9 protein-coding genes are annotated in these 15191 nt (G+C 67.0%); 1 reads left to right on the forward strand and 8 read right to left on the reverse strand.

The annotated features are described in order from the left end of the window. The first annotated feature begins 978 nt into the window (after positions 1-978). Entirely contained in the window at positions 979-2094 is a 1116-nt protein-coding gene (gene nagA / locus B5F40_RS15265) for an N-acetylglucosamine-6-phosphate deacetylase (RefSeq protein WP_087195129.1), read from the forward strand. A 211-nt stretch (positions 2095-2305) separates the two neighbouring features. Here the strand turns inward: nagA and B5F40_RS15270 are convergent, their stop codons facing one another. The 8 genes from B5F40_RS15270 to B5F40_RS15305 all read right to left on the reverse strand — a co-directional run bounded on the left by B5F40_RS15270 (position 2306) and on the right by B5F40_RS15305 (position 14523). Further along, positions 2306-3679 carry an ROK family protein gene (locus tag B5F40_RS15270; protein ID WP_087195130.1) on the reverse strand — a complete coding sequence of 458 codons (1374 nt, stop codon included), beginning with the start codon at positions 3677-3679 and terminating at the stop codon, positions 2306-2308. A gap of 176 nt (positions 3680-3855) precedes the next feature. Continuing rightward, the gene (locus B5F40_RS15275; RefSeq protein WP_087195131.1) at positions 3856-5094 is read right to left on the reverse strand and encodes an AGE family epimerase/isomerase; all 1239 of its coding nucleotides are present in this window, start codon (positions 5092-5094) and stop codon (positions 3856-3858) included. A gap of 9 nt (positions 5095-5103) precedes the next feature. Further along, positions 5104-6093 (reverse strand): dihydrodipicolinate synthase family protein, encoded by a 990-nt coding sequence (locus B5F40_RS15280; protein WP_087195132.1) that lies wholly within the window; start codon positions 6091-6093, stop codon positions 5104-5106. A gap of 1614 nt (positions 6094-7707) precedes the next feature. Next, positions 7708-8565, reverse strand: a complete 858-nt coding sequence (locus B5F40_RS15285) for an ABC transporter ATP-binding protein (protein ID WP_087195133.1) — start codon at positions 8563-8565, stop codon at positions 7708-7710. After that, positions 8562-10589 carry a dipeptide/oligopeptide/nickel ABC transporter permease/ATP-binding protein gene (locus B5F40_RS15290; protein ID WP_087195134.1) on the reverse strand — a complete coding sequence of 676 codons (2028 nt, stop codon included), beginning with the start codon at positions 10587-10589 and terminating at the stop codon, positions 8562-8564. Before B5F40_RS15290 ends, B5F40_RS15285 begins: the two co-directional genes overlap by 4 nt. A gap of 4 nt (positions 10590-10593) precedes the next feature. Continuing rightward, complete coding sequence (locus tag B5F40_RS15295; protein WP_087195135.1) at positions 10594-11550, reverse strand: ABC transporter permease; 957 nt, start codon at positions 11548-11550, stop codon at positions 10594-10596. A gap of 125 nt (positions 11551-11675) precedes the next feature. Next, positions 11676-13265, reverse strand: a complete 1590-nt coding sequence (locus B5F40_RS15300; protein ID WP_087195136.1) for an ABC transporter substrate-binding protein — start codon at positions 13263-13265, stop codon at positions 11676-11678. A 148-nt stretch (positions 13266-13413) separates the two neighbouring features. Beyond that, positions 13414-14523 (reverse strand): Gfo/Idh/MocA family protein, encoded by a 1110-nt coding sequence (locus B5F40_RS15305; protein WP_162611011.1) that lies wholly within the window; start codon positions 14521-14523, stop codon positions 13414-13416. Positions 14524-15191 lie beyond the last annotated feature (668 nt).

Raw genomic sequence — 15191 nt, forward strand, 5'->3', positions numbered from 1 at the left:
AAGTGACTGGGGCTGCGGGTGGGGCGGGTCGCGGGCGTCCGGCGCTGCGCCCGCCTGCCGTCGGGGGGCTCGCCAGCGGGAGGGGCGTCCGGCGCTGCGCCCTCCCGGCGGTTGCGGGTTTCTTTCGGCCGTGGGGCCAGCTGGCTAGGGGTGCTTGCCGGCCGGAAGACGTCGGGTGGGGGTGCCGGTGGGTTAGACTGCGCGCCTGCCGGCCGTGGACGTTCGCCGGTGCTGCGGCAACCGCTGGTCGCGGAGCCCCGAGCGGCTCCCTCCGGCCGGGGCGCGCGCCGGCCGAAGGGTCCGATCGCTCATCCGCCCGCTCTGGGGGCCTCTTCCGGAGGGGGCACATGCCGGTCGGTGGGCGCGCAGCCCGACCTCCTCGAAGGTCGTGCCGTCCGGCCGTCCCCGAGGGCGTTTCCCTCTTCGAAGGCTTTGCCCCCCCCCCTTTTTTTTGTTCCTCCTTTCTCCGATGGTGCTTGCCGGGCGGCGGCCCTTTCCGTTTGGCTCGGGCTTCGAGAACTCCTTCTCCCCCCTCCTCGCCCTTCCCGAGGGCGTTGACCAGGCCGGGCGCCTCTGTCGTTCAATCCGACCCCCCGACTCCAATGGTGCTTTCCGGACGATTCCTCCCTCCTTCCTTCCTCCCTCCCGAGGACGCTCGCCGCCAGCCTACCGATGGTTTCTCGGCCCCCGAATGCACAGAAATCGCCGTTGTGAAGCCCCCGAGGGCGATTTGCGGCCGCGCCGAGATCGCCGACCTGGGCAAACGCCTCGACCGCCGGTCCCGGTCCGCGCGAAAGGGGCCTCGAAGGCGCCGTCAGGGCTTCACAACGGCGATTTCTGTGCAGATTGGCCCTCGGTTTGCGAAAAGATGCGGATCGTCGCCGACCTTCTCGCGGCAAAGGCTGAGAGAAAGCCGGCAAGAAGGTATAATGTCCCTGCGAAAACCACCTGCTGAGGCAGTTCGGAAGGAGAAAGGCAATGCGCATCATCAACGGAAGCGTGTTCGACGGCGAGGGCTTTGTCGAGCGCGATGTGTTCACGGCCGGGGGCCGTTTTGCGGAAGAATCCGACGGCGAAGGCGGCGCGCTCGACGCATCGGGCTGCTATGTGATCCCGGGTCTGATCGACCTGCACTTCCATGGCAGCGCCGGGGCCGATATGAGCGATGGGGACCTCGAAGGCTTGCACCGCATGGGCGCGTACGAGGCGTCGCGCGGCATCACGGCCATGTGTCCGGCCACGATGACGCTGCCCGAGGACGTGCTCACGCGCGCGGCGCAAGCTGCGGCGGCCTATGAGCCGGCGGCGAACGAGGCGGCGCTCGTGGGCATCAACATGGAGGGGCCGTTCATCTCGCCGAGCAAGGTGGGCGCGCAGAACCCCGACTACGTGCGCAATCCCAGCGTGGAGGAGTTCCGGCGCTTGCAAGAGGTGGCAGGGGGCCTGTTCAAGATCGTGGACATCGCGCCGGAGGAGCCGGGCGCGGACGAGTTCGTCCGCGAGCTTTCGGACGAGGTGCGCATCTCGCTCGCGCACACTTGCACGGACTACGACACGGCGGCCCATGCGTTCGATCTGGGCGTGCGGCATCTGACGCACCTGTTCAACGCCATGGATCCCATGCATCACCGCAAGCCCGGCCCCATCCCCGCCGCGGCTGAACGCGACGACGTCACGCCAGAGATCATCGCCGATGGCATTCACATCCATCCTGCCATGGTGCGCCTCGCGTTCAACATGTTCGGTGACGATCGCATGATTCTCATCAGCGACACGCTGCGCGCCGCCGGCCTCGAGGACGGCACGTACGATCTGGGCGGTCAGGACGTGACTGTGCGCGGATATGTGGCCACCATCGAAAACGGGGCGTTGGCCGGCTCGGTGAGCGACCTCATGCGCTGCCTGTACGTTGCTGTGCGCGACATGGGCATTCCGCTCGAGAGCGCGGTGAAGGCCGCATCGACCAATCCGGCGCGTGCTTTGGGGCTGGCTGATCGCGGCTCCATCGCTTCCGGGTTCGTGGCTGACGCCGTGCTTTTGAGCAAGGAGACGCTCGAGATCGAACGCGTCGTCGTGCGCGGGCGCGCCCTGTAGAGGATCGGAAGCTTTCGGTGGGCCGCCGCCTCATGCGCGTTGGCGGACGAGAAGCTCCCTGCGTTTCGACGACGAATGCGCCAAGGGCCCCCTCGCGGAGCTTCCGCGAGGGGGCCCTTGGCATGGACGAGGCGTTGTGCGAGGGAATGCGGCCCGCTGGCCCGCTGGCCCGCCCGGCGGGCAGGCCGCTCGCCGACGCGTCGGACTCGGCCTACAGCTCCGGCAGCGAGGCGGCGGCGGCCGACTGGCCCACGCGGCGCATCATCTCGTCGGGCAGCGTGACGGTGATCTGCTCGGCCAGTTCGGGATACTCCTCGGCCAGGATGCGGTTGCACTCGCTGATGACGAGGTCGCCGCCCACGCCCGAGGACACGCGGCCCAGCACCAGCAGCGTCTTGATGTCGTAGAAGCTGCTGTACAGCACGAGCGTGTGCGCCAGGTACGCGCCGATGGAGCGGAAGATGTCGAGCGCGCCCTCGTGCCCCTCGTCGGCCAGGCCCTGCACCACCTTGAGCTTCTGGGCGGGGGAGAGCTCGGGGTCGAGCTCGATGCCAGCGGCGGGGGCCAGCTTGATGACGGCGTCTTGGCTGAAGTATTTGCAGCCCACGCCGTAGTCGGTGGACCACTCGTCCTGCATGGCTTCGGGCGACAGGTCCACGGGCGCGAAGGCGAGCTCGTTCAGCCAGCCCAGCACGTTGCCGGCGGCGTTCACGTAGCCCACGGCCTCGGAGGTGCCCATGGCGATGCCGAGGATGGACCCTTCGCCGGTGGACATGTAGCCCGCAAGCGCCGTCACGTCGCCGTCGTTGGCCACCACGAGCGGCACGTCGCCGATCTCGGCGGCGGCGCGCTTGTAGATGCTCTTCACCTCGTCGCGCCTCTCGCGCGGCACTTTGATGAACAGCGACGCCACCATCGGGCAGTCGTCCACGTACACGCCGGCCGACGACACGCCGATGGCGTCCACGCGCGGCATCTTGGAGGCGGCGGTCTTGAACGCCGTCACGATCTCGTTGAAGTGGTACGTGGGGTCCTCGGTGACCTTGGGGTACCACACCACCTCTTCGGAGTACACCGACTCGCCGTCGATTACGGCCGACACCTTACGGTCGCTTCCGCCCGCGTCGAAGCCGATGCGGCAGCCGTCCTTGTGGCCGCCGATGGGCTTGGCGGCCTCGTTGGCGGCGGGGAAGTCGGCCTCGGAGCAGGCGATCACCTCGAGGGGCTTCTCGTACACGTCGTCGACGAACCCGAAGTCGAAGGCGCGCGCCCCGGTGGCGCTGTAGGCCTCGGCCAGCTTCGCGGCGATGTCGTCGCAGCCGCAGAGGTAGATGCGGAAACCGCCCGTGCTCCACAGCATGAACTTCACGAAGCGCTCTACGTAGCGCAGGTTCGCCTCGGCGAATTCCTCGCCGCGGATGAAGGTGGAGCGCACCGAGACGAGGCCGTTCTCGCGCTCGACGGCCACGGAGACGGGGCGGTCGGCCCCTTCGAGGTAGGCGCGCATCCACACGCCAAACGGGATGAAGCCCTTGTCGAGGACGGGGGCGTTCTTGATGTCGTAGTCGATACCCAGGTAGTTCATTGCTTCGCCTTTCTCGCGGGTTGTTGGGCGGTCGATGGTCTTTCGCGGAGGTTTCGGAGACGAGGGGCCTCGGAGCGCCGCGCCGCGCGGCCGATCGCGCTTCGAACGCGAATGCGGCCGCGCGAAACGAGGCGGTCTGCCGCGCGGAGGCGCCCCGTCGGGCGGCCTGTCGTGCGTCAGGCCGATGGAGCCGCCTCGTCCCCGATGATCTCGGTGAGGGCTCGCTCGGTCATGGACAGGGCCCGGGGGACGTGGAACGGCCCCTTGAACGTGGAGCCTTTCGTGGGCGGCATGGTGGGAAGGCCGTCGCGGCGCAGGTATCCGTACCACTCGCCGTACTCGGGGTCGACGAAGTGCTCTTTGCAGTAGTCGACGGTGCGCAGCAGCCACTCGAGGTAGTACGCGTCGCCGGTGTCGCGGTAGGCCTTCGAGGCGGCGATCATGATCTCGTTGTGGGGCCACCACAGCTTCATGTCGTGCTCGTAGGCTTCGGTGGGCTTGCCGCATGCGTCGATGAAGTACAGAAGCCCGCCGTACTCTTTGTCCCAACCTGCCTCGATGGCCAGGCGGAATATCTGCTCGGCCGCCTTGTGCAGCTCCTCGTCGCCGCGGTAGTTGGCCTCGTCCATCATGAACCAGCTGCACTCGATGTCGTGCCCGGGGTTCACCACGCGCCCGGCGGTGTAGTCGAGCTCGGGCTGGCCCTCGGCGTTCACACTCTCGAGCGTGCAGCCCAGCTCGGGACGGTAGTGGAAGCGCACGATCGCGTCGGTGCACTCGCGCGCGTGGCGGTCGTACTCCTCGGTGTTGGCGGGGTCGACGCGGCGCATGATGCCGATGATGTTGAGGAAGATCATCGGGTCGGCCAGCGCGCGTCCCGAGCGCGTCTCGGGGATGGTCTTGGGGCCGAGTCCCGTCGGGTCTTCGATGAGGCCGTTGTTCAGCTCGTAGATGAGGCGGTAGGCGCGCCTCGCGCGCTCGAGGTGCTCGATCTTGCCGGTCAGCCCGTAGTACTCGGCGTTCGCGATGGCGTAGAAGCCCTCGGAGAAGCAGTAGCGGCGCTGGCGCAGGGGCTTCCCCTCGGCGGTCACCGTGAAGTACAGGCGTCCGCCCGCCTCGCGGTTGATGCAGTGCTCCTCGAGGAAGTCGAGGCAGCTTTTCGCGGCTTCCATCCACTCCGGACGCTCGCCGTAGAGGCGGCACAGGTGCGAGAAGGTCCAAGCGCAGCGGCCCTGCATCCACACGCTTTTGTCGGTGGAGTACACCTCGCCCGTGCGGTCGAGGCAGGTGTACACGCCGCCGTTCTCGCGGTCGATGCCGTGCTCGAGCCAGAAGCGCACGCAGGCGTCCAGCTCCGCGCGGAGCCAATCGCGCGTGCGGACGAGCGTTTCGATGGTGTCGTGGTCAGCGGTCACGGGGCCTCCTTACTTCGACGTCTCCGGCAAGGCGATGGAGCAAGCGCTCCAGTGCGACGGACGGATCGGGGCGTCGGCGGCCATGAGGCCGGCCTTCTTGAGCACCTCCACGATGCGCTCCACGTCCTCGCCTTCGAGCGCGCACACAGGCTCGCGCATCTGGTTCGTGTTGAACACGCCCATCTGCCACAGCGCCGTCTTGAACGCGCCCACGCCGGCGCCGAAGCCCACGGTGGCCTTTACCTCGCGCGTCACGAACATGAGGCGGGCCAGGTGATTCTGGATCTCGCGCACGCGCTCCCAGTCGCCGGCCTGTGCGGCGCGCCACTGCTCCACGTAGCTTTCGGGATCGATGTTCGCAAGGCCCGGCACCGAGCCGTCCGCGCCGCTGAGGTACGCGCCGTCCACAACCACCTCGTGGCCGGTCAGCAGCTGCAGCGGATGCCCCGCGTCCTCGTTTTGCAGCACGAGCCAGCGAAACGCAACGTCGTCGCCGGAGGAGTCCTTCACTCCTTGCAGCACGCCGTCGGCGCCGAGGCGCACGAGCATCGTGGGGTCGAGCTTCGTGTGCACGCAGACGGGCAGGTCGTAGGCGAACAGCGGCAGGTCGGTGTGCTCGCGGATGGCGCGGAAGTGGCGCTCGACCTCCTTCGGGCCGCCGAGGGCGTAGAAGGGCGCGGTGGCCACGAGGGCGTCCACCCCGTAGCCCGAAGCGCGTTTTGCCTGGTCGACCACGCGCAGCGTCTCCATGTCGATGATGCCCGCCATCACCGGCACGCGGCCGTGCACCATGGCGACGGCTTCCTGCAGCACGTGGTAGCGCTGCGCGTCGGTGAGGAACGCCACCTCGCCCGACGAGCCGAGGAAGAACAGCCCGTCGACGCCGGCGTCGATCATGCGGTTGATGGTGCGCTCAAGCGCTTCGAGGTCGAGCTGGCGCTTCTCGGTCAGCGGGATGACGACCGGTGGGATAACGCCGCGAAACGGTGAATCAGTCATGGGTGGAAGCCTCTTTCCGTGTCTGTTGCAAACGGTAAAAGGGTACAGGTCTCCGAGGGCGAGCGTCAACGAATGTGGGCAGGTCGTCACATAAAAAGCGCCCTCGCACGCGGAGGGGCGTCGCGCGCGAGGGCGAAGGGCGCGCGAACGGGCGGGAGGGACGCTCTGCCGTCCGCGTCCGCGGCGCGCTTTCTGGAGCCGTGCTGGGCCGCGGCGCGAGGGGGCGCAGGGCTGCGTGCGAGTGCGCGATGCGGTCGGCGCGTGCGCGGGAAGCCTCGCGATGCGGTCGGCGGGTTCCGAGCTTCGGGTCGGGCGGCTTTCCCTTCCGCTTGGGTTCGCAGGCGCCCCGCCGTGCGGTCCGCTGCGGATACGGGGATGGCGTGAGGTGGGCCGTCGCGAGGTGGTGCGTGGGCGTGGCCGGACCTGACGCGAGATGCCTTGAGGATTGGCCGCCGAGGTCGACGCACGTGCGGTCCGCGCGGCGTTTGGCGCGTGCGATTGAGGGGCGCAGCGCTTCTTCTTGCTCAGGTTCGCGGGAAGCCCCGGCCTGTGGGCCCCTGCGGATGCAGGGGAGGGGCGGAGGAGGGGGATGCGCTGGGGATTGGCACGAAAAGGCGGAGGGCGCGGGCGGGCCCGACGCGAGGTGGCGCGGGAGGCGCGGGTGCGGGGAGGCTGGTGGACGCGGGGTCCTGCGCAGAAGGAGAGGTGCGTTCGCGCGCCTCCGCGAACCCTCTTGTTTGCGGCAGGGGAGGGGCATGCTCCGTGCATGGTGTTCGCGGACACGAGTGATTTTGCGAGGTCGGCGTGAGGGGGACGGGGGTCGCGGGCGGAGGGCGGGAGGGGGTCTGGTGGCTGCGGTGCCCTGCCCGAGCTCGCAGGCGCCCCGCCGTGCGGTCCGCTGCGGATGCGGGGATGGCGTGAGGTGGGCGAAGGGCATGCGCCCACCCCTTCCGCCCGGTCGGCGCGGAAGGGGCGGGCGCTATGGCGAGATTCCCCGCGTTTGCCCCCTAGCCGGGATGGTGCGTGCGGGCCTGCGAACCACGAGGCTCGCTCGGTGGAAGGGGGGGGAGCCTTCTAAAGTTGAGCCGGGATTGGCTCAGATTGCCTCCCGAAGTGGCACAGATCGCGCTTTGTGCATAGATTTTCTTCCGAGCATCGGCTTCGCGCCGACGCTCGGTCGGAGAAAGACCAGGTCGCAAGAATCCGCAAGGCGATTTTGCAGCCAGAACCTATGCACAAAGCGCGATCTGTGCCAGTTCGGGGGCCTTCATCTGACGAATCGGAGTTGGCGAGGGCGTGCGTCCGCCGAAAAGTGGATCGGATCCCTTGCGGCCAGGGGCGGGGCATCGTCGGCCGGCTGTAACCGCCGACCCGGGGCGAGCCCCCTTCCCGGGTCGCGGCCCGCGCCCCGGCCCTCGGCCGGTTGCGGCCGCCGACCCGGGGCGAGCCGCGCTCCTCCTGGTCGTGGGCTCTCCGCCTTTATGCGCATCGCAAATGATTCGGGCGTTTCCGTCCGAGATCGTTTTGAGTCCGTCCGGAAGGCCAAAAGCGAAGGGCCGCCGGATTTCGATCCGGCGGCCCTTCGTCGTGCCAAACAGTACCCGCTCCGCTGCGCTACTTGCCCAAGTCGGGATGGAGCAGCGAGGGAGCTGCGCCCAAAAGCAGTCGCGTGTAATCGTCCTTGGGGTTCTCGAACACTTCCTTGGCGGTGCCGCGCTCGACGGCTTCGCCGGCGTTCATGACGATGATCTCGTCGGAGATGTAGCGCACCGTCTGTATGTCGTGGCTGATGAACACCATCGACAGGCCCAGGTTGCGCTTGAGGTCCATGAGCAGGTTCAGGATCTGCGCGCGCACCGACACGTCGAGGGCGCTCGTGGGCTCGTCGGCGATGATGGCGTCGGGCTCGAGCGACAGGGCGCGCGCGATGGCGACGCGCTGACGCTGACCGCCGGACATCTGGCCCGGCAGCGCGTCGAGGACCGATTCCGGCAGGCCCACCATCTCGATAAGCTCGTGGATGCGCTTCTCGCGCGAGGCCTTGTCGCCAACCTTGTGCACGAGCATCGGATCTATCAGCTGGTCGTGCACCGTCATGCGCGCGTTGAGCGCCGTGGCGGGATCTTGGAACACCACCGAGATCACGCGGCCGATGAGGCGGCGCTGCGCAGCCGAGCGCTTCGTCACGTCCTCGCCTTTGAAGTACACCTTGCCCGACGTGGGCTGCTGAAGGCCGCACATGACATTTGCCGTGGTTGACTTGCCGCAGCCTGACTCGCCCACGATGCCGAGCGTCTGCCCGGGCATAAGCTTGAGCGTGAGCCCGCGCACGGCCTGCACCTTGTTCGGATGCAGGATGGAACCGGTGCGCGTCTTGAACGTCACGCGGACGTCGTCGAGGAAGATGATGGGCGTCTGGCCGTCCGCGGCTCCCGCCACGGACTCGGCCGCGTTCGTTTCGAGCTCGCTCATAGCAGCGCACCTCCTGGAACGTACGGTTTGATACCGAGGCGCTTGAGCTCGCTGTCAGGCAGCTCGGCGTAGTAGTGGTCGGTGTCCTCCACGCGCTTGAGCACAGGGCGCAGCTGCGACACCTTGTCGGGGTGGCTCGAGCGCGGCGTGAAGCGGTCGCCGACGGGGAAGTCCTTCGGGCTGGGGACGCTGCCCGGCACCTGGTGCAGGCGGTCGCCGCCGGCCTCGATGGACAACACCGAGCCGAGGAGGCCGCGCGTGTACTCGTGCACCGGGTGGCACAGGATGTCCTTGACAGGACCCTGCTCCACCACCTGGCCGGCGTACATGACCGTGATGGAGTTCGCCACCTCGGCCACGAGCGCCAGGTCGTGGCTCACGAACACCATCGCGAAGCCCAGCTCCTTCTGCAGGCGGTTCAAAAGCTCGATGACCTGCTTCTGCGCGGTCACGTCGAGGGCCGTGGTGGGCTCGTCGGCGATGACCACCTTCGGATCGCGCGTGAGCGCCATGGCGATGAGCACGCGCTGGCGCTGGCCGCCCGAAAGCTCGTGGGGGTAGGAGTCGAGCGTGCGCTTCGGGTCGAGGCCCACCAGCTCCAGAAGCTCCTCGGCGGTGCGGGTGCCGCCGCGCTTGGTGAGCTGCTTCATCTGCGACTTGATGAGCATCGAGGGGTTGAGCGAGGACAGCGCGTCCTGGTAGATCATCGCGATCTCACGGCCGCGCAGGGCGTTCATCTCCTTTTGGCTCATGTCGAGCAGGTTCTGCCCGTCGTAGAGCACCTCGCCGGTCACCTGGGCTTTCGGGTCGAGCAGGCCCATGATGGTGAGCGAGGTGATGGACTTGCCGCAGCCGGACTCGCCCACGAGCCCCATGGTCTGGCGCGGGCGCACGACGAAGCTCACGTGATCGACCACGTTCACGTCGCCGTGGCGCGGGAACTTGATGCACAGATCCTTGACCTCGAGGATGGGCGGAACGTCGGTGCGCGCCTCGAAGCGGTCGGTGCGCGTCTTCTCGACGGCCTGCAGCTCGGCGAGGCGGCGCTTGAGCGACTCGGCCTGGGCCTTGTAGGCCAGCGTCGGGTCGGCCACGAGGCGGTCGGCCTCGCGCTTGCCGGCCAGGTCGGAGTCCTTGGCGTTGACGGGGGCCTTCGGGACGGCCGCCAGCGCGTCGGTCATGCCCTCCGAGAGGATGTTGAGGCACAGCACGGTGATCATGATCGCCAAACCGGGGAACAGCGCCTGCCACCAACGGCCGGCAAGCACGCCGTTGCGCGCGTCGGAGAGGATGTTGCCCCAGGTGGGATCAGGTTCGGGGATGCCCGCGCCGATGAAGGACAGCGAAGCCTCGAACACGATGGCGTCGGCCACCAGCACGATGGTGAACACCATGACGGGCGCGATGCAGTTGCGCACGACGTGCTTGACGAGGATCCACGGCGCGCGCGCACCCGACACCACCACGGCCCGGACGTAGTCCTCGCCGTACTCGCTCACCACGTTCGCGCGCACGATGCGGGCGATCTGGGGTATGTAGAGGAAGCCGATGGCGAGGATAAGCGAAGGCAGCGAGTTGCCGAACACCGTCACGAACACGGCCGCCAGCGCGATGCCCGGGAACGACATGACCACATCGAGGACGCGCATGATGACCTCGGACACCCATTTGCGGGACACTGCGGCGATGGAGCCGATGATGGAGCCGCACACGAGCGCGAAGCCGGTGGCGCACAGGCCGATGACGAGCGAGTAGCGCGCGCCGTACATCATGCGGGAGAGCACGTCGCGGCCCTTGTCGTCGGTGCCGAAGAGGAATTCGGCGTTGGGCGCCTGGCGGGCGGTGAAGATCTCGAGCGGGTTGTGCGGTGCGATCACGGGCGCCGCCACCGCCGTGAGCACGATGAGGATGAGGACGATGAGCGAGATGCGCGAGCCGATCGTCATGCTCTTCCAACGGCGAAAGCGCACGCGCCCGGCATTCCCCTCCATCTTCTCAACGAGATTGCCACGAAGCTGCACCATGTCTCTACACCGTCCTGATTCGGGGGTTGATAAGGATATACAGCATGTCCACCACGATGTTGATGATGATGAACGTCAAGGCGACGGTGAGCGTCACGCCCTGCACGAGGGTGGGATAGTTGCCTTGGACGCCCTGCACGATGGCCATGCCCATGCCCGGCAGGTTGAAGATGACCTCGATGACGACGGCGCCGCCGATGAGGTAGCCGATGCGCAGGCCCAGCACCGTGACCGGCGTGATGAGCGCGTTGCGCAGGACGTTCCTGGCGACGACGACCGATTTGGGGATGCCGGCGCCGATGGCCGTGCGCACGTAGTCCTTGTCAAGCTCCTCCACCATGGCGGTGCGGATGACGCGGGTGAGCTGGCCTGCCACGGGAACGCCGAGCGCGAACGCCGGCATCGCCATGCGGGCCAGGTAGCCGCCGGGGTCGGACGAGAACGACGGAAGGTTGCCTGCGGCGGGGAGCACGTGCAGGGTCGAAGAGAACAAAAGGATGAGAAGAACCGCAAGCCAAAACGACGGGGTGGCGATGCAGATGATTGAGAACACGCGGATCACCTGGTCGGGCCAGCGATCACGGTACAAGGCCGAAACAACGCCCAGCACGACGGCGATGACGACGGCGATGAGAAGGCCGATGAACGTCAGCTGCAGCGTGATGGGGAGCGCTGTTGCCACCTTGTCGGCGACGGAGATGGACCCGGCTCCGTAGGTGCCCAGGTCTCCCTGGCACATGTTGACGAGGAACCTCCCGTACTGGACGATCCACGGGTCGTTCAGCCCGTTCGTCGCTCGGTACGCGTCGAGCTGCTCCTGCGTCGCTCCTTCGCCCAGCGCGGAGTAAGCCGTGTCGATGGGAGAGAAGGACATGAGGAAATAGACAAGAAACGTGACTCCCAGGATCATGATAGGGAGTGTGATGAGGCGTCTCCCGATAAGCCTGAGTAGATTGCTCATCGCTCAAACCCCTTTCGGCAACCGTTTTCCACATCCGCCAAACGGACCCACTCAGTGATACCAGTGGGTCCGTTTGCGGACAAATTCACCTTATTATACCGGTAACCGGTTTTTTGGGAAGAGAGCTACTTGCTCGAAACGCCGATGAAAGAAACGCCCGTGGTGCCGATGGACTTGAAGCCGTCGAGCTTGTCCTGGTAGTAGCCGGTGGACACCTTGCGGTGGAGCAGCGGGTACAGCGGCACCTGCTCGGAGAGCAGATCGAAGCACTTGTTCCAGTTCTCCTGCTGCTCGTTGCCGGTGGCCTCCACAGCCGCCTGCATGTAGCCATGGAGCTCCTCGTAGGCCTCCGAGCCCTTCCACTGCGTGCGCTTCTGCGTCCAGCTGTTGTCGCCGTACCACCAGCTCATCAGCAGGTCGGGGTCGTTGCCGAACACCGACGGGTCGCCCGGGGCCAGCACCACGTCGAACTCGGGGTTGTCGGTGTCGGTGTAGTTGCTGTACAGGGCCGCCGAGACGGACTCGCGGATTTCCGCCTCGATGCCGACCGCCGCAAGGTCCTCCTTGATGGAGGGCGAGAGCGCCGTGATCCACGAGGCGTCGGTGGTGTCGAGGGTGATGGAGAGGCTGTCGACGCCGGCCTCGGACAGCAGGCTCTTGGCCTTGTCGGGGTCGTAGGTGAACACCGTGGAGGCCTCGTGGAAGTTCGCGTGGTTCTCGGGCAGGAAGCACTTGACCGTGGCTGCCTGGCCGGAGAGCGCGTTGCTGATGAGCTTCTCCACGTCGATGGCGTAGAAGAACGCCTGGCGCACGCGATTGTCGTCAAGCGGGGCCTTCTTCGTGTTGAACATGAGGAAGGGCAGGCTGAAACCCTGCACGTCGTCGACCGTGGCGCCCACCGCCTGGATCTGCGGGATGATGTCGGCCGGGACGTTCTCCATGACCTGGACGGTGGCCTCGGTCATGGCCGTCGTGCGGGCGGTGTCGTCCTTGATGACGTCCCACACCATGGAGGTGTCCTTGGGGGCGTACGGGCCGTTGTAGTTCGGGTTCGGCGAGAAGGTCAGCTTCGTCTCGGTGATCTCGTCGTAGACCCACGGGCCAGAGCCGACGGGGTGAACCTTGAGCTCGTCGTTGGTCATGGAGGCGGGCGTCACCCTGATGAGCGACAGGCGCTCCTTGATCAGGGAGAAGGGGTAGGCGGTCTTGACGGTCACCGTCTTGTCGTCCTTGGCCTCGACAGAGGAGATGAACGAGAGCATGGGCAGGTACATGCCTCCCTCGACGGTGGCGCGCGTGTAGGCTTCGACCACGTCGCCGGCCACCACGTCGGTGCCGTCAGAGTACTTGGCGCCGTCGCGGATGGTGATCTCGTACTCGGTGTCCGACACGGCAACCGGGTCGCCGTCCGCGAGGGCCGCGTAGGCGGAGTAATCGCTCAGGTCGAGGTCGTAAAGGGCCTCGGTCACGTGGCGGTTGCCGGCCAGCGGGAGCGCCTGCGAGGTGCTGGCAGGCGTGTAGTCGCTGCCGTCGTAGGCGACGGCAGCGGTAAGGGTGCCCGCCGAGGTGGACGTGCCGTCGCTCGTGGAGCTGGAGCCCGAGCTGGTGTCGCCGCCGCCGCAGCCGGTGAGCCCGATGCCCGCGAACGCGAGAGCGGCCGTGCCGCCCACCACGAACGAGCGTCGGCTGATGCCGTTGTTCAACTGTTCCTTCATTCTTCCCTCCTACAATTCGGATTTGGAATTGGGCATATCCATAGTACCCTATGGTGACGATTTTAGTAAGTTGGCAAGATAGGGGGAACCGATATGTTGAATTTCGGACCCCGCAGGATGGCATTGCTGCCGCCCTGTGCTCCCCCTGTCAGCAAAAGCGGCTCTCCAGCGCTTTGCGATATTCGGCGGAATCGAAATCGAGGGAGACCGTTTCCCCTGTCCAGGCCGAGAGGTATGCGGCGTTGATGGTTCTGAGCGATAGCAGGGCGTCCTCGACCGAGCACAAAACGCGACCGTCTCGCTCGACGGCCGAGACGAAGTTTGCGATGATGGCGGCTTGCTGGGCGGCGTTGTCCGTATCGCCGAAAGAGAGCGTTTTTTCGGTGAAAGGTATGCGACCGAACATCTCGTCGGTGGTTCGGGAGAACGCGCGCTCGTCTTGGGACAGCGCGCGAAGCGTGAGCTCGCGGTCGTCTTCGAGCACGGCCTGGCCTGCGCTGCCGCTTATCTCGAGCCGGTTGCTCCCCGGAAATTCGCGTGACGAGGCGATGAACTGGGCGGTGAGGTTTCCGGGATAGCGCAGGTGCAAGACGGCGTCGTTCTCCACCTCTATGTCGCGCTCCACGCCGAACCCGCAGAAGGCGTGCACGCTCTCGGGCGCGCCGAGCATCCAGAGCAAAAGGTCGAGCTGGTGCGACGCCTGCGTGAGCAACAGGCCGCCCCCTTCTCCCGCGTACGTTCCCTTCCATGTTTGCGCGCTGTGGTACGCCTGAGGGCGGTAGAGGTTGGTGATGATCCAGGAGGCATGCTTGAGCTGGCCGAAGAACCCGCTTTCCGCGAGCTCGTGGAGTTTTTGGAAGGCGCTTCCCGCACGGCGGCAGTACAGCACGCCGGATTTCACGCCCGGGTTCGCCCGAAGCGTTCGAAGGAGGTCTTCCACCTCGTCGGGAAACACTCCGATGGGCTTCTCGATGAGCGCGTGGATCCCCCGATCAACGGCCGCTTTGGCCATGGAAGGGTGCAGCGAGTGGGGGGTGCAGATGATCACCGCGTCGATGGCTCCGCTGTCCAGCATGGCGCAGTAGTCGGTGAACGGGGTTGCGTCGCGAAGCCCGAACTCCTCCTGGAGCTGTTTCATGTGGGTTTCGCTCCTGCTTGACAGGGCGGTTATCGTGCAGTTGCCCGCCTTTCCTTCCGTGATAAGCCTCGCGTAGTCCCTTGCGATGACCCCGATGCCGACCATGCCGAATCGAATCATGGGCGATGCCTTCCTCTCCGGTTCATTTTCCTCGCTGCTTTTGCTCCGCGTGCGGCGCATGTGGAGAAGAGCGCGGCTCCAGCATGCGCTCGCTGCTCCGCGCGCGGAGCGGGGGCGTGCCGCACGCGCTCGCTGCGGCGCCGCTTGCCGCTCCTCGCCCTGCGCGCGGCGCAAGGCGCCTGCATGCCGCCGCTGCCCCGTTCTCAGGAGCCTGTGTCCCGCTCGCGGCGCGCGGTGCGGGGCGCGAGCGTGATCGCAGTTGCGGGAATGCCGAACGCCCTTGCTCGATGCGCAGCGCGCGCAGAGCGTGGGCGAGACCCAAATCCTGCACCTCGCTTGCAGCGGCCCTTGCTTCGTGCGCGGCGCAAGGCGCCTGCATGCCGCCGCGCACGTTGGCGGCGGCTCCTCGCCGTCCCGCGCCGCGCTCGGCGCAAGGGCGGCGAGGAGGCATCATACCACGAGCGGGGTGGCGCGCCGAACGGAGTTGCCCCCTCCCCGAGCTCTTTTCGGCTTTCGAAGTCGTCTTCGCGGACGGGTGGCGCAGCGCTGCTGGCGCGCGGCGGGGTGGCGCTCGGCGGGGTGCGACGCCGGGCGACGCGTGACGCGGATGCGCGAGGCCGGCGACGTGCGGCGGGGCGGGACGCGGGTGTGCGACGCCGGGCGGGGCG

This window comes from Gordonibacter sp. An230 (assembly GCF_002159915.1).
Taxonomy (GTDB): Bacteria; Actinomycetota; Coriobacteriia; order Coriobacteriales; family Eggerthellaceae; genus Rubneribacter.